This window comes from Pseudomonas sp. UFMG81 (assembly GCF_015354575.1).
Taxonomy (GTDB): Bacteria; Pseudomonadota; Gammaproteobacteria; order Pseudomonadales; family Pseudomonadaceae; genus Aquipseudomonas.
In genome coordinates this window covers 40961-60022 of sequence record NZ_JACAFQ010000030.1, presented here as the reverse complement: position 1 = coordinate 60022, position 19062 = coordinate 40961, and the positions used below count along the sequence as shown (strand labels likewise).

At 63.1% G+C, this 19062-nt stretch carries 15 protein-coding genes and 1 tRNA gene; 5 read left to right on the top strand and 11 right to left on the bottom strand.

Annotation, left to right across the window (positions count from 1 at the left end):
• The coding region (locus IX761_RS20220) for a DUF3077 domain-containing protein (RefSeq protein WP_194791279.1) at positions 1-248 on the top strand (248 nt) is incomplete at its 5' end.
• A gap of 18 nt (positions 249-266) precedes the next feature.
• On the opposite strand, the gene IX761_RS20215 is transcribed toward IX761_RS20220, so the two are convergent.
• Positions 267-728, bottom strand: coding sequence for an Lrp/AsnC family transcriptional regulator (locus tag IX761_RS20215; protein WP_194791278.1), 462 nt, complete (start codon positions 726-728; stop codon positions 267-269).
• Between the two features lie 191 nt (positions 729-919).
• Between IX761_RS20215 and IX761_RS20210 the strand changes: the two genes are divergently transcribed.
• Positions 920-1612: a CatB-related O-acetyltransferase gene (locus IX761_RS20210; protein ID WP_323744586.1), complete on the top strand. Its 693-nt coding sequence runs from the start codon at positions 920-922 to the stop codon at positions 1610-1612.
• Positions 1613-1667: 55 nt separating this feature from the next.
• On the opposite strand, the gene IX761_RS20205 is transcribed toward IX761_RS20210, so the two are convergent.
• The 5 genes from IX761_RS20205 to rpsU form a co-directional block, all read right to left on the bottom strand.
• Positions 1668-1744 (bottom strand) — tRNA-Ile (locus IX761_RS20205).
• A 17-nt stretch (positions 1745-1761) separates the two neighbouring features.
• Positions 1762-5505 (bottom strand): bifunctional diguanylate cyclase/phosphodiesterase, encoded by a 3744-nt coding sequence (locus tag IX761_RS20200; RefSeq protein ID WP_194791276.1) that lies wholly within the window; start codon positions 5503-5505, stop codon positions 1762-1764.
• A gap of 119 nt (positions 5506-5624) precedes the next feature.
• A complete protein-coding gene (rpoD, locus tag IX761_RS20195) occupies positions 5625-7475 on the bottom strand; it encodes an RNA polymerase sigma factor RpoD (protein WP_194791275.1) in 1851 nt (616 codons plus the stop codon).
• A 67-nt stretch (positions 7476-7542) separates the two neighbouring features.
• Positions 7543-9528: a DNA primase gene (gene dnaG / locus IX761_RS20190; RefSeq protein WP_194791274.1), complete on the bottom strand. Its 1986-nt coding sequence runs from the start codon at positions 9526-9528 to the stop codon at positions 7543-7545.
• Positions 9529-9804: 276 nt separating this feature from the next.
• Entirely contained in the window at positions 9805-10020 is a 216-nt protein-coding gene (rpsU, locus tag IX761_RS20185; protein ID WP_003255575.1) for a 30S ribosomal protein S21, read from the bottom strand.
• Positions 10021-10225: 205 nt separating this feature from the next.
• Here rpsU and tsaD point away from each other — a divergent pair, with 205 nt between their 5' ends.
• On the top strand, positions 10226-11251 hold the full coding sequence (tsaD, locus tag IX761_RS20180) for a tRNA (adenosine(37)-N6)-threonylcarbamoyltransferase complex transferase subunit TsaD (protein WP_194791273.1): 1026 nt from the start codon (positions 10226-10228) through the stop codon (positions 11249-11251).
• Between the two features lie 10 nt (positions 11252-11261).
• Here tsaD and plsY read toward each other — a convergent pair whose 3' ends face one another.
• On the bottom strand, positions 11262-11831 hold the full coding sequence (gene plsY / locus IX761_RS20175; protein ID WP_194791272.1) for a glycerol-3-phosphate 1-O-acyltransferase PlsY: 570 nt from the start codon (positions 11829-11831) through the stop codon (positions 11262-11264).
• A gap of 74 nt (positions 11832-11905) precedes the next feature.
• Here plsY and folB point away from each other — a divergent pair, with 74 nt between their 5' ends.
• Entirely contained in the window at positions 11906-12262 is a 357-nt protein-coding gene (gene folB / locus IX761_RS20170; RefSeq protein ID WP_046857386.1) for a dihydroneopterin aldolase, read from the top strand.
• Entirely contained in the window at positions 12253-12762 is a 510-nt protein-coding gene (gene folK / locus IX761_RS20165) for a 2-amino-4-hydroxy-6-hydroxymethyldihydropteridine diphosphokinase (protein WP_194791271.1), read from the top strand. Before folB ends, folK begins: the two co-directional genes overlap by 10 nt.
• A gap of 69 nt (positions 12763-12831) precedes the next feature.
• Here folK and IX761_RS20160 read toward each other — a convergent pair whose 3' ends face one another.
• The 4 genes from IX761_RS20160 to IX761_RS20145 form a co-directional block, all read right to left on the bottom strand.
• Positions 12832-13929: a multifunctional CCA addition/repair protein gene (locus tag IX761_RS20160; protein WP_194791270.1), complete on the bottom strand. Its 1098-nt coding sequence runs from the start codon at positions 13927-13929 to the stop codon at positions 12832-12834.
• 53 nt (positions 13930-13982) lie between these two features.
• Positions 13983-15551 carry a SpoVR family protein gene (locus tag IX761_RS20155; protein ID WP_194791269.1) on the bottom strand — a complete coding sequence of 523 codons (1569 nt, stop codon included), beginning with the start codon at positions 15549-15551 and terminating at the stop codon, positions 13983-13985.
• On the bottom strand, positions 15548-16819 hold the full coding sequence (locus IX761_RS20150; RefSeq protein WP_194791268.1) for a YeaH/YhbH family protein: 1272 nt from the start codon (positions 16817-16819) through the stop codon (positions 15548-15550). The genes IX761_RS20155 and IX761_RS20150 overlap by 4 nt, the downstream gene beginning before the upstream one ends.
• Positions 16820-16975: 156 nt before the next feature.
• Complete coding sequence (locus IX761_RS20145) at positions 16976-18898, bottom strand: PrkA family serine protein kinase (protein WP_194791267.1); 1923 nt, start codon at positions 18896-18898, stop codon at positions 16976-16978.
• Positions 18899-19062 lie beyond the last annotated feature (164 nt).

The following is a 19062-nucleotide window of genomic DNA, read 5'->3' as shown; positions in this document are numbered from 1 at the left end:
CCACCGAACAGTGCTTCTGCACCTGTAAGTCCAGCCATCCCCCCCTTTTCACCGTCCGCCCCGGCATCGACGCCGCCGACGCCCTGGTCCATGCCAGTATGCTGGCGCGGGCGATCCAGGAAATCGCCGACAACTACGCCCAGCTCCACGCCCCTGAAGCCTACCGGGCGATGATCTGGTCGATCGAGCATTCGGCGCAAACCCTCAGGGCACTGGTGGAGGGCCTGCTCGACGCGATGGAGGCCTGACGGCCGGCCGCAGGGCAGTCAGCCCGGCTGCCCGCGGTCCACCTTGCTGCTGAGGATGATCGACGTGGTGGTCTTCTCCACCCCGTCGAGGCTGCCGATCTGGTCGAGCAACTGGTCCAGCTGTTCGGGCGAGTCGCTGTGCAGCCAGGCCACATAGTCGAACTCGCCACTGACCGCGCACAACTGCTGCACCTGGCCCATGGCCGACAGCCGTCGCACCACGTCCTTGCCCGCACGCGGCTGCACCTTGATCCCCACATAAGCCTGTAACCCGCCGCCGATCAGGCGCTGGCCGAGGCGCACGCCGTAGCCGGTGATGACCTTGCTCTTCTCCAGCCGCGCCAGGCGCGAGTTCACCGTGGTGCGGGCAATGCCCAGGTGGCGGGCGAGGGTGGCGACGCTTTCGCGAGCGTTGATCTGCAGCAGGGCGATCAGCTGACGGTCGATTTCATCGAGGGCAATGGCGCGGGTATCGGACATGGTGGGTCTCATCAGTGGAGCCGCTAGCCTAGCCAGACTGCGCTGGATGAGAAAGCGCCCTGTGCACTTTAGCCACATGGGCCGTATGACACTGGCAGCATCCGCTGAATTTTGCAGCCCGAGCCGTTACTATTGCGGCCCTATGCCACCCGGCCAGGACCGGGTGGCCACTTACGCAGGTGGGGTTGGGGATGAGTCTCAGGGACTGGTACTGGAAGCGCTGGAGCCGTCGCAATGGCTGTAAGGTCAGCCTTGGCGTGTCGAAGTTCGGCAAGCGCGCCGTGCTCGAGCTTGAAGAGGAAGTGCGCCTTGGCGACGTGATCCTCGACTGCCGGGCGCTGTCGATTGGTGCCCACACCTACATCCGCAGCGAGTGCCTGCTGCAACTGGTCGATTCGATTGGCCGCTTCTGCTCGATTGGCAGTGGCGCGGTGATCGGCCAGGAGAAGAACACCCACCCCGTGGATTGGCTCAGCACCCACCCGTTCCAGTACACCGACACAGCGCTGACGTATGAAGCCCGCGTCGACATGGCCAGCATCGGCCACGATGTCTGGGTCGGGCACAGCGCGATGGTGATGGAGGGGGTCAAGGTGGGCACCGGGGCGATCATCGCCACCCGCGCTGTGGTCACTCGCGATGTGCCGCCTTATGCCGTGGTGGCTGGCGTGCCTGCTCGGGTGATCCGCTACCGCTACCCGCCAGAGATGATCGAACGCCTGCTCGCCAGCCGTTGGTGGGAGCGCGATGTAACGGCGTTGCAGCGTTTGCCGCTGAATGATCCGGAGGCTTGCCTGGAGCTTGTCGAGCCGCTGCCGGTGGCGCACTACGGGAAGGTCAGGATGAGCCGCAAGGGCGGTGAAGTGCTGGGTAAGTCTGAGTGACCGGAAAGGCATCGGATACGAAAAAGCCGCGCATCAGCGCGGCTTTTTTTATTTCTGGTGGGCCCACACGGACTCGAACCGTGGACCAAAGGATTATGAGTCCTCTGCTCTAACCGACTGAGCTATAGGCCCTCAGCAGGTGCGCCGGATTATAACGAGGGTTTCGATACCGTGCCATCCGAAAGATCCGATAGTGCTATGCGAAGAAACGTCGCGGCGAATTCATCGGGGGGCAGGGGCAGGCTGACGATGTAGCCCTGGATCTGCTCGCAGCCTTCGGCGGCGAGGAAGCGTTGCTGGGCCTGGTTCTCCACACCCTCGGCGATGATGGTCAATTGCATGCTGCGGCCCAGGGCGATGATCGCGCGGGCGATGGCGGCGTCGTGGGGGTCGTCCGGCAGGCCGCGGATGAACGACTGGTCGATCTTGAGGATGTCCAGCGGTAGGCGCTTGAGGTAGCTCAGCGACGAATAGCCGGTGCCGAAGTCGTCGATGGCCAGCTGTACGCCCAGGTGCTTGAGCTGGTGCAGCACGCTCAGGGCCTCTTCGGCCTGGCTCATGATGAAGTTCTCGGTGATCTCCAGTTGCAGGTCGCCGGCCTTGAGCTGGTAGGTGCGCAGCAACTGCTCGATGCGCCGGGCCAGGTTGGGCTGGCGCAGCTGGGCGCCGGCCAGGTTGATCGAGAGCGGGCCGAAGGCGTGGTAGGCCTTCTTCCAGGCGTGCATCTGCCGGCAGGTCTGCTCCAGCACCCAGTCGCCGAGCTGGAGGATGGTGCCGTTCTCTTCGGCTAGGTGAATGAACTGCTCGGGCGGGACTTCGCCGAAGGTGGGGTGGGTCCAGCGGATCAGCGCTTCGGCACCCACCAGGCTCTGGGTCTTGAGGCTGAACTTGGGCTGGTAGCACAGGCTCAGTTCGTTGCGCTCGATGGCACGGCGCAGCTCGTGCTCCAGGGCGATGCGCTCGCTGGCCTGGGCGGTGAGGTCGCGGGTGTAGGCCTCGACGCGGTTACGGCCCTTGGCCTTGGAGCGGTACATGGCGGCGTCGGCGTTGCGGATCAGCGTGGCGACGTCGCTGCCGTCCTGTGGATAAAGGCTGATGCCAATGCTGGCGCTGGTGAAGAACTCGTGCTCGCCGGCCTGGAAGGGTGCGTGGAAGCAGGCCAACAGCTTGCTGGCGATGGCGCTGGCGTCGCTGGGCTTGTGCAGGCCGGGCAGCAGGATGATGAACTCGTCGCCGCCCAGGCGGGCCACGGTATCGACATCGCGCACCTGCTCCTTGAGACGTTGGGCGATGCCCTTGAGCAGCAGGTCGCCGACTGGGTGGCCGAGGCTGTCGTTGATGTGCTTGAAGCGGTCCAGGTCGAGGAACAGCACCGCCCCCTGGCGGTTGGACACCTGGGCGCAGGTGAGGGCGGCTTGCAGGCGGCTTTCGAACAGCGCGCGGTTGGGCAGACCGGTGAGGGGGTCGTGGTGGGCCTGGTAGTCGAGCTTGGCCTGGGCGTGCTTGAGGCTGGAGATGTCGGCGAACACGGCGACGAAGTGGGTAATCTCGCGCTCGCTGTTGCGCACGGCGCTGATGGTCAGCCAGCCGGGGTAGAGCTCGCCGTTCTTGCGCTTGTTGTGGATCTCGCCTTGCCAGTGGCCTTCGGCGGTGAGCTGGTGCCACATGGCGGCGTAGAAGGCGCTGTCGTGCTGGCCGGAGGCGAGCAGGCGCGGGGTTTGACCGAGGGCTTCGATCTCGCTGTAGCCGGTGATCTCGCTGAAGGCGCGGTTTACCGCACTGATGCGCTGGTCGATGTCGGTGATCAGTACCCCTTCGGCGGTGTTTTCGAACACCGTGGCGGCCAGTTGCAGTTTTTCCTGCATCAGGTGGCGCTCGGTGATGTCGCGGGCAATGGTCAGCATGCAGTCGACGCCGCCGATGGGCAGTGGCCGGGCGGACAGCTCGCACAGGCGGATCTGCCCGTCGCTGCGGCGGATATGGCAGCTGAAGTCGCGTACGAAACCGTCGCGCTGGAGGCGTTCGACCAGGCGCTGGCGTTCGTTGAGGTCGACCCAGATGCCCAGGTCCAGCGAGGTCTGGTCAACGGTGGTGCTGATGTCGTACCCGGTCAGGCGGCAGAAGCCTTCGTTCACTTCCAGCAGCAGGCCGTCGCTCTGGCGTGACAACAGCAGGCCATCGGGCGAGGCGTGGAAGGCCTTGGCGAACTTCTCTTCGGAGGTTTGCAGCTGTTGCTGGGTTTCTTTAAGCTGGCTGATGTCGCGCACCGCCACCACCAGGGCCTTGGTGCCGTCGAGGTCGAAGGTTTCGGCGGAGGTCAGGCCGGTGAACAGCTGGCCATTGCTGCGGCGGAAGGTCATCTCCATGTTGCGGATGCCGCCGCGCTGCAAGCGTTCGAGCAGGGCCGGGCCGCTGCCGGTGACACCCCAGACGTCGAGTTCGGTGGCGGTGCGGCCCACCACCTGATTCGGGCTGTAGCCAATCTGTTCCTCGAAGGCTTCGTTGACCTCCAGCAGGCAGCCGTCGCTTTGCCGGGCGATGACCAGGATGTCCGGGCATTGCTGGAACACCGAGGCGAACTTCTGTTCCGACAGGCGCAGGGCGTCCTCGGTGTGCTTGGTTTCGCTGATATCGATCATCAGGCCGCGCATCAGCGGCTTGTGGCCGTGCTCGATCATGCTGACGATGTTGCGTACCCACAAGGTGTGGCCGTCGGCACGGATTACCCGGTAGTCGAGGCTGTGGTCGCGCCCGGCGGCGGTTTCACTGTCGCAGTAGGCCTGGGCCCAGAGTGCGTCCTCGGGGTGCAGGATGCTGCGCCAGAACCCGGGCTTGAGCCACTCGCCCAGGGGGTAGCCGAGCAGGTCCTCGGCGTGGGGCGACACGTAGTTGTAGGTGAAGTCGTTGGCGTCGGCTTGCCAGGCGATGGCTGACAGGCTCTCGACCAGGCCGCGGTAGTGGTATTCGCTGCTGCGCAGTTCCTGTTCCAGGGCGATGCGCCGGGAGATTTCCGAGCTCAGCCGGCGGTTGATGCGGATCACCACGGCGAGGATGGCCACCAGCAGCAGGACGCCGGGCAGGCCATAGATCAGCAGGTCGTGCCAGAAAGTGCGTTGATCGACGACGTTGCCCACCCAGCGCTGCTGGATTTTGCTGATTTCGCCGCTGCTCATGTCGGCCATGACCTTGTCGAGGATGCTGACGAGGATCTTCTGGCCTTGTGGCGCCGCCATGGCCAGCTGGTAGCGGTAGGGCGTCTCGCCGCTGACATACAGGCCATCGAGCTTGAGCTGGCGCAGGCTCCAGATGCTCGAGGCGAGATCGCCGACCACCGCGTCCACCGCGTCGGTGGCCAGGGCCTGCAACGCCGAACTGACGTTGGGCATCGCCACCAGGTTGAGGTCCGGGTGATGGGTGCGCAGCAGTTCGTGGGGGGCGTAGTTCTCTACCACGGCGATCTTCAGCCCGTACAGGTCCTTGAGGCTACGCGGTTGCGCACCACCGGCGTGGGCGAGGATGACGATCGGGAAGTCGAGATAGGGGCGGGTGAACGCGAGATAGCTCTGCCGTTCCGGAGTGGACATGATCCCGGGCAGCAGGTCGATACGGTTGTGGCGTGCCTGTTCCAGTACCTCGGTCCAGCTGCTGGGCTCGATTGGCTGCAGCTTGACGCCCAGGCGTTCCTGAATAAGGGCAATGTAATCGGCGGCCAATCCCTGGTAGCGGCCTTCCTGATCGCGAAATTCGAACGGCGGCCAAGAAGCGTCGACGCCCAGGCGCAGCTGCGGGTGCGCGCTGAGCCAGGCTTGTTCCTCGTCGGTCAGGGTCAGGGCGCCGGCCGTTGTGTTCCAGGCGAGCAGGAGCAGCAACAGGAAGGCCGGCATCACGGGCATAGTGGCCTCTGGATCAGGATGTCTGCAACGAGTGTAGACGGGCATCCCGGGCGCAGGGTGGTGCGGGCCACGACCTTTTGTCACATAAGAAAAACCCCGGCCTGGGCCGGGGTTCGTCATCACTCGTCGAGGAAGGAGCGCAAGTGCTCGCTTCGCGTCGGGTGGCGCAGCTTGCGCAGCGCCTTGGCTTCGATCTGACGGATCCGCTCGCGGGTCACGTCGAACTGCTTGCCGACTTCTTCGAGGGTGTGGTCGGTGTTCATGTCGATACCGAAACGCATGCGCAGCACCTTGGCTTCGCGTGCGGTCAGGCCCGAGAGCACGTCGCGAGTCGCTTCCTTGAGGCTTTCGACCGTGGCCACGTCGATCGGGGACTGCATGGTGGAGTCCTCGATGAAGTCGCCCAGGTGCGAATCTTCGTCGTCACCGATCGGGGTTTCCATGGAGATCGGCTCTTTGGCGATCTTCAATACCTTGCGGATCTTGTCCTCAGGCATTTCCATGCGCTCACCCAGCTCTTCCGGGGTCGGTTCACGGCCCATTTCCTGCAGCATCTGCCGGGAAATACGGTTGAGCTTGTTGATCGTCTCGATCATGTGCACCGGAATACGGATGGTGCGCGCCTGGTCGGCGATCGAACGGGTGATCGCCTGGCGGATCCACCAGGTGGCGTAGGTCGAGAACTTGTAGCCGCGGCGGTATTCGAACTTGTCCACCGCTTTCATCAAGCCGATGTTGCCTTCCTGGATCAGATCGAGGAATTGCAGGCCACGGTTGGTGTACTTCTTGGCGATGGAGATCACCAGACGCAGGTTCGCCTCGACCATTTCCTTCTTGGCGCGGCGGGCCTTGGCCTCGCCGATGGACATGCGACGGTTGATGTCCTTGATTTCGGAGACGGTCAGGCCGGTCTCGGTCTCGAGGTCGATCAGTTTCTGCTGGCAGGCGACGATCGCGGCGTCTTTCTCACCCAGGGCGGCGGCCCACTTGGTGCTGCGCTTGGCCAGGTCACCGGACCAGGTCTGGTCGGTTTCGTTGCTTGGGAACAGGCGCAGGAAGTCGGCACGCGGCATGCGCGCATCACGCACGCACAGCTGCATGATTGCGCGCTCTTGCTGGCGCAGGCGATCCAGTGCACCGCGCACGCGTTCCACCAGCACGTCAAACTGTTTAGGTACCAGCTTGATCGGCATGAACAGATCGGCCAGGGTCTGCATGGCCGCGACGCTGTCGGCGTGGGCGCGGCCGTGCTTCTTCAGCACCTTGAGGGTGATGACAAGCTGGTCGGACACGGCACCGAAGCGCTGGCGGGCGATTTCCGGATCGGGGCCGCTTTCGCCCTCTTCCTCGTCGTCGCTGCTCTCTTCGCTCTCTTCTTCCTCGTCCTCTTCTTCCTTCGCGGCGGCGGTTTTGGCACCTGGAATCGGTACTTCTTCGGTCGGCGCGGCGATGTTGTCGTCAGGGTCGATGTAACCGCTGAGAACGTCGGAGAGGCGGCCACCTTCGGTGGTCACACGATCATATTCGCTGAGTATGTGGTCGACAGTGCCCGGGAAGTGAGCGATGGCGCCCATGACTTCACGGATGCCTTCCTCGATGCGTTTGGCGATTTCGATCTCGCCTTCGCGGGTCAGCAGCTCGACGGTACCCATTTCGCGCATGTACATGCGCACCGGGTCGGTCGTACGGCCGATATCGGTCTCAACGGCCGCCAACGCTGCGGCGGCTTCTTCGGCTGCGGCTTCGTCGGTGTCGGCTTCCGCCAACAACAGGGCATCCGCATCCGGAGCACTCTCGAATACGTTGATCCCCATGTCGTTGATCATGCGGATGATGTCTTCCACCTGCTCCGGATCTGAAATATCCTCTGGCAGGTGGTCGTTGACCTCCGCGTAAGTCAGGTAGCCCTGCTCACGACCGCGGGTGATCAACTCTTTGATACGAGACTGCTGTTGCGCTTTTCCGGACATAACACCCTATCCACTGAAGGTCTTGGCGGGCAAAAAACAAGCCGAGGATTATACCCGAGCATGGACCTCACGCGCCAGATGAGGTCGGGTTTTGTGCGGGAACATTCCGGCTCAGCAGCACGAGGAGCTGAGATTTTTCCTCGCTGGTCAATTCGCTTTGACGTGATTTCCTGAGCAGTTGTTCCAGGCTGCGCTCGCGTTGGCGGGCGGACAAGCTAGTTATAGTGTCGAAAAACTGTTGTTCAAGGTTCTCGACCTGGATCAGCCATTCCTTTTCGGCAAGGGCCCTCAGCAGGCGGCCTTGCTCCGTTCCGTGCCAGCGTGCAATCAACTGCATTGAGCTTAGCTTAGGATTCTTCTGTGCGGCCTCGATCAGCGCCACCAGCAGTTGGCTGTAGAGCTGGTCTTCGCCGGCAAAGTGGCTGGCGTCCTCGACCTTGCCGGCCAGCGGCGGGTGATGCAGCAGGGTGCGCAGGGCCGACAGCGTCGGAGGTTCGACCGGTGCGGGTACGCGCGGTGGCGCCTCGCCCCGCTGGCCATCGCGCTGCCAGGGTTTGCCACCCTTCTTGTCCCAGGGCTTGCCTTCCCACTGTTTCTTGCCACCGCCCTTGTTCGGCGTCCAGGGGCGTTGCTCCTGGTGCACGGGGGCGTGGTCGGGCTGATAGGTGTCGGCATAGTCCGGCGTGTAGCTGGCCATGGCGTCGTAATCGTAGCCGGGGTCGTAGTCTGGCACGCTGGCGGCAGGCGCTTGCTGTGCCAGCTGCTCCATCTGCTGTGGATCGAGGCCGGTAATCTCGCGCAGGCGATTGCGCATCAGCTGGCGCAGGTTGGCGCCGGGGATCTGCTCGATCAGCGGCGCGGCCAGCGTGGCCAGGTGCGCCTTGCCTTCCAGCGAGCGTGGGTCGGCCTCGTTGCTCAGCTGCTCGAAGAAGTAGTCGGCCAGCGGCTGGGCGTGCTGGTTGATGCGGGCATGGAAGGCGTCGGTGCCTTCGGCGCGGACCAGGCTGTCCGGATCCTCGCCTTCGGGCAGGAACAGGAAGCGTGCGCGGCGGCCGTCCTGCAGGCTCGACAAGGTCGACTCCAGGGCGCGCCAGGCGGCCTTGCGCCCAGCCTGGTCGCCGTCGAAGCAGAACAGTACGCTGGGCACTACGCGGAACAGGCGCTTGAGGTGCTCCTCGCTGGTCGCTGTGCCCAGGGTTGCCACCGCATTGCGCAACCCCTGCTGGGCGAGCGCGATCACATCCATGTAGCCCTCGACCACGATGATCTCGTCGAGGTTGCGGTTGTGTTTGCGCGCTTCGAACAGGCCGTAGAGTTCCTGGCCTTTGTGAAATACCGGGGTTTCCGGTGAGTTCAGGTACTTGGGCTTATCGTCGCCCAGCACCCGGCCACCGAACGCGATCACCCGGCCGCGACTGTCGCGGATGGGGAACATTACCCGGTCGCGGAAGCGGTCATAGCGCTTGCCGCTTTCGGCGTTCTCGATCAGCAGGCCGGCATCGATCATCACTTTCTGCTGCAGTGCGTCGGCGCCCAGGTGCTTGAGCAGGTTGTCCCAGCCGGGTGGGGCGAAACCCAGGCCGAAGTCGCGGGCGATTTCGCCGGACAGGCCGCGGCCTTTCAAATACTCCACCGCCGCCTTGCGGGTTGGGTGGCTGCGCAGGGCCTGGCGATAGAATTCACTGGCCGCCTCGAGCAGCGGGTACAGTGGCGAATCCACCGGCTGGCGCGGCTTTTGCCCGCGCCGGCCCTCTTCGCGTGGCACTTCCATGCCAGCGGCGCGGGCCAGTTCCTCTACCGCCTGGGGGAAGTCCAGGTTGTCGTGGTCCATGATGAAACCCAGCGCGTTGCCGCCGGCACCACAGCCGAAGCAGTAATAGAACTGCTTGTCGGGGCTGACGGTGAAGGAGGGCGACTTCTCCTTGTGAAACGGGCAGCAGGCGGAAAGATTCTTACCGGTCTTTTTCAGCTGAACGCGCGAACTCACCACGTCGACGATGTCGGTGCGGTTGAGAAGGTCATCGATAAAGCTTTGGGGAATCAGCCCGGCCATGGCAGCCTCGTCATCTGGCAACTGGCAAGTCTAAACGCTGGTGCGCGGGTTCTGGTGGGGTATAGCAGGAAGAGGTGTTGTGCGCGTCGCAGCCCGTAAGGGCTCGTCAGCAAGGACGTGCACACCTGGCCAAAGACCAGTTCTGACGCATTGAGGCAGGTTGCCCATGGCTTGTGCCGGGGCGCCCATGGCGCATGGCCAAGGGCTTGAAGCGACCGCTGCCATCAGCCCGGCACGAGGCCGGGCGGGGCAGAAGCTTTGCGTAGAACGCCTGTATTAGTACAGACGAACGGCGCGGCGCTGTTCGCGCTGAACTTTCTTGGCGTGACGCTTAACAGCAGCAGCTGCTTTGCGCTTACGCTCGGCGGTCGGCTTCTCGTAAAACTCGCGGCTACGAACTTCAGCCAGTACACCGGCTTTTTCGCAGGAGCGCTTGAAACGACGCAGAGCTACGTCGAAGGGTTCGTTCTCTTTAACTTTGACGGCTGGCATCCAGGGCTACCTTAATTCATTACCGGGGTAGACGTGCTCCTGGCAAAACATAAGGTGTGCTGGAGAACGTCGGTTTTCAAGGGTTGCGGATGTTAACCCTTAGCTGGCCGGAATGCAAAGCCTCTGATCGAAAACCGCTGGTCGGCACTGGGTGCGGGGACTATCATGCGCGCCTTCGAATTCAGCCTCCACAAGGCACGGACCCATGCTAGTACTGGGATTGGAAACATCCTGCGACGAAACTGGCGTCGCATTATACGACAGTGAACGCGGCCTGCTGGCCGACGCGCTGTTCAGCCAGATCGACCTGCACCGCGCCTATGGCGGCGTGGTGCCCGAGCTCGCCTCGCGTGATCACGTCAAGCGCATGCTGCCGCTGATTCGCCAGGTGCTGGAGGAGGCCGACTGTGTCGCCACCGAGATCGACGCCATCGCCTACACCGCAGGCCCTGGCCTGGTCGGCGCATTGCTGGTGGGCGCTTCGTGCGCCCAGGCCCTGGCGTTTGCCTGGGATATTCCGACGATCGGTGTGCACCATATGGAAGGCCATCTGCTGGCGCCGATGCTCGAAGAGCAGCCGCCGGAATTTCCGTTCGTCGCCTTGTTGGTGTCGGGTGGTCACACGCAGCTGGTGCGGGTCGATGGCATCGGCCAATACGAGCTGCTTGGTGAGAGCCTGGACGATGCCGCCGGCGAGGCGTTCGACAAAACGGCCAAGCTGATCGGCCTCAACTACCCGGGCGGCCCCGAGATCGCGCGCCTGGCCGAACGGGGCACCCCTGGGCGCTTCGTGTTCCCACGCCCGATGTGCGATCGGCCGGGCCTGCAGTTCAGCTTCAGCGGCCTGAAGACCTTCGCCCTCAACACCTGGCAGCAGTGCCGTGAGGCCGGAGACGACAACGAGCAAACCCGTTGCGACGTGTCGCTGGCGTTCCAGCAGGCGGTGGTGGAGACTCTGACCTTCAAGTGCAAGCGCGCCCTCAAGCAGACGGGCCTCAAGCGGCTGGTCATCGCCGGTGGCGTGAGTGCCAACCAGGCCCTGCGTGCTTCGCTGGAAGAGATGCTGGCCAGCATCAAGGGCAACGTCTATTACGCGCGTCCCCGTTTCTGTACCGACAATGGCGCGATGATCGCCTACGCGGGCTGTCAGCGTCTGTTGGCCGGGCAGCAGCAGGACCTGGCAATCAGCGTGCAGGCGCGCTGGCCGATGGAGCAATTGCCCGCGGTGTGAGGGTGGCGTTTCAGAAGTGCCGTTCGCGCCCGGCGAACAGGTCCCGCAGGTTGCTGCGGTGACGCCACACGATCATCACCGTCAGTACGGTCATCGGCAGCAGGGCCCCGGGCTCGCGCCAGGCCAGTAGCGGTAAGGTGAGTGGCGTGGCGATCAGGGCGGCGAGCGAGCTGGTGCGGGTCAGGTAGAAGGTCAGTAGCCAGGCGCCGATGGCCAGCAGTGCGGCCGGGAAGTACAGGGCCATGAGCATGCCGGCGGCAGTGGCCACGCCCTTGCCGCCCTGGAAGCGGAAGTAGATCGGGAACAGATGCCCCAGCACTGCGCAGATGCCCACCCAGGCCTGCTCTTGCACGTCCAGCCCGGCGGCCCGTGCCAGCAGCACCGGCAACATGCCCTTGCACAGGTCGCCCAGCAGCGTCAGGATCGCCAGCTTGCGCCCAGCCAGGCGCAGCATGTTGGTCGCACCGGCATTGCCCGAGCCACTGGAGCGTGGGTCGGGGCTGCCACTGAGGCGGCTCAGGACGATGGCGAAGGACAGAGAGCCAAGCAGGTAGGCAAGCAGCGCCAGTGACCAAAACATGCTAACTATTCCGGGCGAGGTTGCCCCGATTCTAACGGCGCCCGTCGCCCTTGTCGTGTTGTGGAGAGAAGTGCTTGGACAGAGTGTTCATCGAAGGCCTGGAAGTCGATACCGTCATCGGTGCCTATGACTGGGAGCGGGATATCCGCCAATGCCTGCGCCTGGACCTGAGTTTCGCCTGGGACAATCGGCCGGCCGCTGCCGGGGATGACCTGTCCCTGGCGCTGGACTACGCCAGCGTTTCGGCACGCATCCAGGCCTTTGCCGAGCAGGCGCGCTTCGAACTGGTCGAAACCTTCGCCGAGCGCCTGGTGGCGGTGCTGATGGCCGAGTTCAACATCCCCTGGGTACGCCTGAAACTCACCAAGCCGGGTGCGGTGCCTGCGGCCCGCGGTGGTGTGGGTGTGGAGATCGAGCGCGGATGTCTCTGAGCACGGTTTACCTCGGGCTGGGCAGCAACATCGACCGCGAGCGGCACCTGTGCGCGGGGCTCGACGCGCTGGCGGCGATACTCACCGACATGCGCTGCTCGCCGGCCTTCGAGAGCCAGGCGGTGGGGATCAAGAGCGGGCCGTTCATCAATTTCGTGGTGGCCGGCAAGACCGAATTGCCGCTGCTGGAGCTGGACCGCCGGCTCAAGTTCATCGAGGCCGACAATGGCCGCTATGCGCCGGACCGCAAGGGGCTGCCGCTGGATATCGATGTGCTGCTGTATGACGACCTGCACGGCACGTTCGACGGACTGGTGCTGCCACGGGCGGAAATCCTGAAGAACGCCTTTGTATTGTGGCCCTTGTCGTTGTTGGCGCCGGAGCTGGTGCACCCGGGGGTGGGCAAGCCGATGGCGCAGTTGTGGCAGGAGGCGAGCATCGACCAGGTACTGGCGCCGGTGCCGTTCGAGTGGCGGGGATTGCAGCTGATTCAGGTGTAAGTTCAAGGCCATATCGCGGGGCAAGCCCGCTCCCACGGCTCTGTGGGAGCGGGCTTGCCCCGCGATGACTCAGCCCGGCTTGTACGCTTCCAGCGTTTTCAGCCGCTGCGCTTTGAGCGCCTCGCCCAGCTGCTGGCCGGTCAGGCCTTGTTCGATCAAGGGTTTAACATCTACCGCCCGCACCGCTTCAGCCGCACCGCGCAAGTACTCGCCCTGTGGATAAGCGGCCCCCTGCGCCGCCATCTTGCATACAGCGATGAAGTCTTCGAAACGCTGCGGGCGTCGGTATACATCGAACTTCTGCAGCATTTCCAACAGCGCTGGCGGCTCCAGCGCCGGGGCGTCATCCGCTCGTTCGGCAAATTCGCCCACCAGCACCGCCAGTTCCTGGCATTCCCGCGGGGCCTTGAAGCGCTGGTTGAGCGCCTTGATGGCCGCAGGCTCCAGCCCACGCAGCAGGCACGCCCAGCGCACTGGCAGCGACTGCTGGTGCGTGGCGGCCTGGTGCAGTGCTGCCAGGGTATCGGTGCCGCGCTCCAGCTCCGGCATCAACTCCTGGAGCGCGCCGCAACTGCGCAGCACCTCGATGAATACCTGCGGCTGGCTTTCCATCAGCGCCCGCTCGATTTCCTTCCAACTGCGTTCGGCGGTCAGTGCCTGCAACTCGCCCGACTCGGCGATCTGGCGCATCAGGGCGAGGGTCTCTTCGGCTACGCGGAAACCCAAGGGTGCATAACGAGCGGCAAAGCGGGCGACCCGGAGGACACGCAAGGGATCTTCGGCGAACGCCGGAGAAACATGGCGCAAAATCCGCTCATCCAGATCGTGCTTGCCGTGGTAGGGGTCGTACAGCGTGCCCTGTTCATCCTCGGCCATGGCGTTGATGGTCAGGTCGCGGCGGATCAGGTCGTCTTCGAGGGTGACATCGGGGCTGGCGTGGAATGTGAAACCGCCATAGCCGCGCCCGCTCTTGCGTTCGGTGCGGGCCAGGGCGTACTCCTCACCGGTTTTAGGGTGAAGGAAAACCGGGAAATCAGCGCCGACCGGGCGAAAGCCTTGGGCTTGCATCTGTTCGACCGTGGCGCCCACCACCAACCAGTCGATATCACTGACCTGGCGGCCGAGCAGGCGATCGCGCACGGCGCCGCCAACCTTGTAGATCTGCATGTGAAACCTCCATTACTGGCCACAGGATACCCTGTCGCCAGTAATGGTGTGGTTCAGAGATGGTGCACCACCGCCAAGTCCATGCGCCCATAGTCGCTGGCTTCGCCATGCTCGCTGCGCGGTGGCATGTGGTGGGTCTTGACCACCTGGTCGCCTTGCACGGTCTCCAGGTGGATATCGAAACCCCACAGGCGGTGCAGGTGCTTGAGCACTTCTTCCGTCGAATCGCCCAGCGGTTTGCGGTTGTGCTGCAGGTGACGCAGGGTCAGCGAGCGGTCGCCGCGTCGATCGATGCTGAAGATCTGCACGTTGGGTTCACGGTTGCCGAGATTGTATTGCGCGGCCAGCTGCTCACGGATGGTGCGATAGCCGTCTTCGTCGTGGATCGCCGGGACCAGCAGGTCGTCGCGCTGGTCGTCGTCGAGGATGCTGAAAAGCTTGAGGTCGCGGATCACCTTCGGTGACAGGTACTGCAGGATGAAACTCTCGTCCTTGAAGCTGCTCATGGCGAACTTGATGGTCGACAGCCAATCACTGCCGGCGATGTCGGGGAACCAGCGGCGGTCCTCGTCGGTGGGGTTTTCGCACATGCGGCGGATGTCGGTGTACATGGCGAACCCCAGTGCGTAGGGGTTGATGCCGCTGTAATAGGGGCTGTCGAAGCCTGGCTGGAACACCACGCTGGTGTGCGACTGGAGAAACTCCATCATGAAGCCTTCGGTGATCAGCCCTTCGTCGTACAGGTCGTTCATCAGCGTGTAGTGCCAGAACGTCGCCCAGCCTTCGTTCATCACCTGGGTCTGGCGCTGTGGGTAGAAGTACTGGGCGATCTTGCGCACGATGCGCACCACTTCACGCTGCCAGGGTTCCAGCAACGGCGCGTGTTTCTCGATGAAGTAGAGGATGTTCTCCTGGGGTTCGGCGGGGAACCGTGCATCATCCCGTTCGCCGCCCTTTTCCGAGCCTTTGGGGATGGTGCGCCACAAATCGTTGATCTGCCGTTGCAGGTGCTCCTCACGCTCTTTCTGCCGGCGTCGCTCCTCTTCCGCGGAGATGGGGTAGGGGCGCTTGTAGCGGTCCACGCCATAGTTCATCAGGGCATGGCAGGAGTCGATCAGGTCTTCCACCGCATCGATGCCGTGGCGCTCCTCGCACTGGGCGATGTACTGCTTGGCGAACACCAGGTAGTCGATGATCGAGCTGGCGTCGGTCCAGGTGCGGAACAGGTAGTTGCCTTTGAAGAAGCTGTTGTGGCCATAGCAGGCGTGGGCGATCACCAGTGCCTGCATGCACATGGTGTTCTCTTCCATGAGATAGGCGATGCACGGATCGGAATTGATCACGATCTCGTAGGCAAGGCCCATCTGGCCGCGGCTGTAGGACTTCTCGGTGCTGAGGAACTGCTTGCCGTAGGACCAGTGGTGATAACCCAGCGGCATGCCCACCGAGGCGTAGGCGTCCATCATCTGCTCGGCAGTGATCACCTCGATCTGGTTGGGGTAGGTGTCCAGCGCGTAGCGGGCGGCCAGGCGGCTGATCTCGCGGTCGTACGTCTGGATCAGCTCGAAGGTCCACTCGGAACCGGTGGAAATGGGTTGGCGTCTCTGCTCTCTGGCGGTCATGTGGCTAACCTGCGCTGGAAGAGTTCACGGAAGACCGGGTAGATGTCGCCGGCCGATACCAACTGCTGCTGGGCGAATGTGTCGGGGTAGGCTTCGCCGATGCGTTCGTACTCGTACCACAGCGCCTGATGCTCACGGGGGGTGATCTCGACGTAAGTGTAGTACTGCACGTGGGGCATGATCTGGTTGGCCAGGATGTCGCGGCAGATCGGCGAGTCGTCGTTCCAGTTGTCGCCGTCCGAGGCTTGCGCTGCGTAGATGTTCCAGTCGCTGGCCGGGTAGCGATCGGCCATGACCTCCTGCATCAGCTTGAGCGCGCTGGAGACGATGGTGCCGCCGGTCTCGCGGGAATAGAAGAACTCTTCCTCGTCGACTTCGCGGGCACTGGTGTGGTGGCGAATGAATACCACCTCGATGCGGTCGTAGTTGCGCTTGAGGAACAGGTACAAAAGGATGAAGAAGCGCTTGGCGATGTCCTTGGTGGCCTGGGTCATGGAGCCGGAGACGTCCATCAGGCAGAACATCACCGCCTTGGAGCTGGGGTTGGGCTGCTTGACCAGCAGGTTGTACTTGAGGTCGAAGGTGTCGAGGAACGGCAGGCGGTTGATGCGCGCCTTGAGCCGCTCGATCTCGGCTTCGGTGTCCTGGATGTCGGTGAAGTTGTCCGGCTCCTCGACTTTCAAACGCTCCAGCTCTTTTTGCGCCTCGCGCAGCAACGCCCGGCTGCTGCCGGTCAGGGCGATACGTCGGGCGTGGGCCGAGCGCAGGGTGCGCACGATGTTGATGCGCGACGGGTTGCCTTCGTTGGCGATGCCGGCGCGCACGGTCTTGAAGGTGTCGGCCCCGGTGAGGTGGCGTTTGACCAGGTTGGGCAGCTCCAGGTCCTCGAACATGAACTCGAGGAATTCTTCCTGGGTGATCTGGAACACGAAGTCGTCCATGCCTTCGCCGGAGTTGCCGGCCTTGCCACGGCCGCCACCGCCACCACCGCCCTGAGGTCGGGCGATGTGTTCGCCAGCGGTGAATTCCTTGTTGCCGGGATGCACGATGGTCTGCTTGCCGCCGCGACCGTGGTGCAGCACGGGTTCGTCGATGTCACGGCCTGGGATGCTGATCTGTTCGCCATGCTCCATGTCCATGATGGAGCGGCGGCTCACGGCCTCTTCGACGGCTTTCTTGATGTGCTCGCGGTACCGCCGCAGGAAACGCTGGCGGTTGACCGTGCTCTTGTTCTTGCCGTTCAGGCGTCGGTCGATTACGTAGCTCATGATCCCTCCGGTGACTGGATGCAGCTACAAGCCTTTGAGCTACAAGCCTTGAGCTTCAAGCTGCAAGATAGAGCAGCCACCGCGGCTGCAAGCCAGGGCGCCAACGCTGGGCGTGGCGCCTCACGGCTTGCAGCTTGCGGCTTGTCGCTTGCCGCTTTACTGCGATTTGCGGACCCGCAGGTACCATTCCGAGAGCAGGCGCACCTGCTTGTCGGTGTAGCCACGCTCGACCATCCGGGTGACGAAGTCGTTGTGCTTCTGTTGATCCTCCTTGCTGGCCTTGGCGTTGAAGCTGATGACCGGCAGCAGGTCTTCGGTGTTGGAGAACATTTTCTTCTCGATCACCACTCGCAGCTTCTCATAGCTGAGCCAGCTGGGGTTCTTGCCATTGTTGTTGGCCCGGGCGCGCAGCACGAAGTTGACGATCTCGTTGCGGAAGTCTTTCGGGTTGCTGATGCCGGCCGGCTTCTCGATCTTCTCCAGTTCCTCGTTGAGGGCAATGCGGTTGAGGATCTCGCCGGTTTCCGGGTCGCGGTACTCCTGGTCCTGGATCCAGAAATCGGCGTACAGCACGTAGCGGTCGAAGATGTTCTGGCCGTATTCGCTGTAGGACTCCAGGTAGGCGGTCTGGATTTCCTTGCCGATGAACTCGATGTAGCGCGGTGCGAGATACTCTTTCAGATAACGCAGGTAGCGCTCGCGCACCTCGGCGGGGAACTGCTCCTGCTCGATCTGCTGCTCCAGCACGTACAGCAGGTGCACCGGGTTGGCCGCCACCTCGTGCGGGTCGAAGTTGAACACCTTGGAGAGGATCTTGAAGGCGAAGCGGGTCGACAGGCCGTTCATGCCTTCGTCGACGCCCGCGGCGTCACGGTACTCCTGGATCGACTTGGCTTTCGGGTCGGTATCCTTGAGGTTTTCGCCGTCGTACACCCGCATCTTGGAGTAGATGTTGGAGTTCTCCGGCTCTTTCAGGCGTGACAGCACGGTGAACTGGGCGAGCATCTTCAGCGTGTCTGGCGCGCAATGCGCCTTGGCCAGCGAGCTGTTGACCAGCAGCTTGTCGTAGATCTTGATCTCGTCGCTGACGCGCAGGCAGTACGGCACCTTGACGATGTAGATCCGGTCGATGAACGCCTCGTTGTTCTTGTTGTTGCGGAAGGTGTGCCATTCCGATTCGTTGGAGTGGGCCAGCAGGATCCCGGAGTAGGGGATCGCGCCGAGACCTTCGGTGCTGTTGTAGTTGCCTTCCTGGGTGGCCGTCAGCAGCGGATGCAGGACCTTGATGGGTGCCTTGAACATCTCGACGAATTCCATCAGGCCCTGGTTGGCCCGGCACAGCGCGCCCGAGTAGCTGTAGGCGTCGGCGTCGTTCTGCGGGAACTCCTCGAGCTTGCGGATATCCACCTTGCCGACCAGGGCAGAGATGTCCTGGTTGTTCTCGTCGCCCGGTTCGGTCTTGGCGATGGCGATCTGGTTGAGGATGGACGGATACAGCTTGACCACCTTGAACTTGCTGATGTCACCGCCGAACTCCTGCAGGCGCTTGGTGGCCCAGGGCGACATGATGGTGTTCAGGTAGCGCCGCGAGATACCGAACTCTTCTTCGAGGATCGCCCCATCCTCAGTGGCATTGAACAGCCCCAGGGGGGACTCGAATACCGGTGATCCCTTGATGGCATAGAAGGGTACTTTCTCCATCAGCTGCTTGAGTTTTTCGGCCAGCGACGATTTACCACCGCCCACCGGGCCCAGCAGATAGAGGATCTGTTTCTTCTCTTCCAGGCCTTGGGCGGCGTGGCGGAAGTAGGAGACGATCTGGTCGATGCACTCTTCCATCCCGTGGAAGTCGGCAAAGGCCGGATAGCGGCGGATCACCTTGTTGGAGAAGATCCGCGACAGCCTGGAGTTGCTTGAGGTGTCGATCAGCTCCGGTTCGCCGATGGCCAGCAACAGCCGTTCGGCCGCCGAGGCGTAGGCGCTGCGATCCTCTTTGCACAGCTCGAGGTACTCCTGCAGCGAAAGTTCTTCCTGGCGGGTGGACTCGAAACGTTGTTGGAAGTGGCTAAAAATGCTCATGACGTCACCTCGCTCGATACGTGGAGACGACGCCGGATCAGTCAGCCGATGCTGGCATGCAACCGGTTTTGCCGATTGCTGTATACCCCCCAGAACACCCTGAAACGCTACCGATGACCCGCACGCCGGTGTACCGGCTCTCCCCTTTTTTTGGATGGCCTGCG

Bases quoted from the DNA above. Each gene is read 5' to 3' on its own strand.
- IX761_RS20215 (WP_194791278.1), bottom strand. From the start codon at position 728: ATGTCCGATACCCGCGCCATTGCCCTCGATGAAATCGACCGTCAGCTG.
- IX761_RS20210 (WP_323744586.1), top strand. From the start codon at position 920: ATGAGTCTCAGGGACTGGTACTGGAAGCGCTGGAGCCGTCGCAATGGC.
- IX761_RS20200 (WP_194791276.1), bottom strand. From the start codon at position 5,505: ATGCCCGTGATGCCGGCCTTCCTGTTGCTGCTCCTGCTCGCCTGGAAC.
- rpoD (WP_194791275.1), bottom strand. From the start codon at position 7,475: ATGTCCGGAAAAGCGCAACAGCAGTCTCGTATCAAAGAGTTGATCACC.
- dnaG (WP_194791274.1), bottom strand. From the start codon at position 9,528: ATGGCCGGGCTGATTCCCCAAAGCTTTATCGATGACCTTCTCAACCGC.
- rpsU (WP_003255575.1), bottom strand. From the start codon at position 10,020: ATGCCAGCCGTCAAAGTTAAAGAGAACGAACCCTTCGACGTAGCTCTG.
- tsaD (WP_194791273.1), top strand. From the start codon at position 10,226: ATGCTAGTACTGGGATTGGAAACATCCTGCGACGAAACTGGCGTCGCA.
- plsY (WP_194791272.1), bottom strand. From the start codon at position 11,831: ATGTTTTGGTCACTGGCGCTGCTTGCCTACCTGCTTGGCTCTCTGTCC.
- folK (WP_194791271.1), top strand. From the start codon at position 12,253: ATGTCTCTGAGCACGGTTTACCTCGGGCTGGGCAGCAACATCGACCGC.
- IX761_RS20160 (WP_194791270.1), bottom strand. From the start codon at position 13,929: ATGCAGATCTACAAGGTTGGCGGCGCCGTGCGCGATCGCCTGCTCGGC.
- IX761_RS20155 (WP_194791269.1), bottom strand. From the start codon at position 15,551: ATGACCGCCAGAGAGCAGAGACGCCAACCCATTTCCACCGGTTCCGAG.
- IX761_RS20150 (WP_194791268.1), bottom strand. From the start codon at position 16,819: ATGAGCTACGTAATCGACCGACGCCTGAACGGCAAGAACAAGAGCACG.
- IX761_RS20145 (WP_194791267.1), bottom strand. From the start codon at position 18,898: ATGAGCATTTTTAGCCACTTCCAACAACGTTTCGAGTCCACCCGCCAG.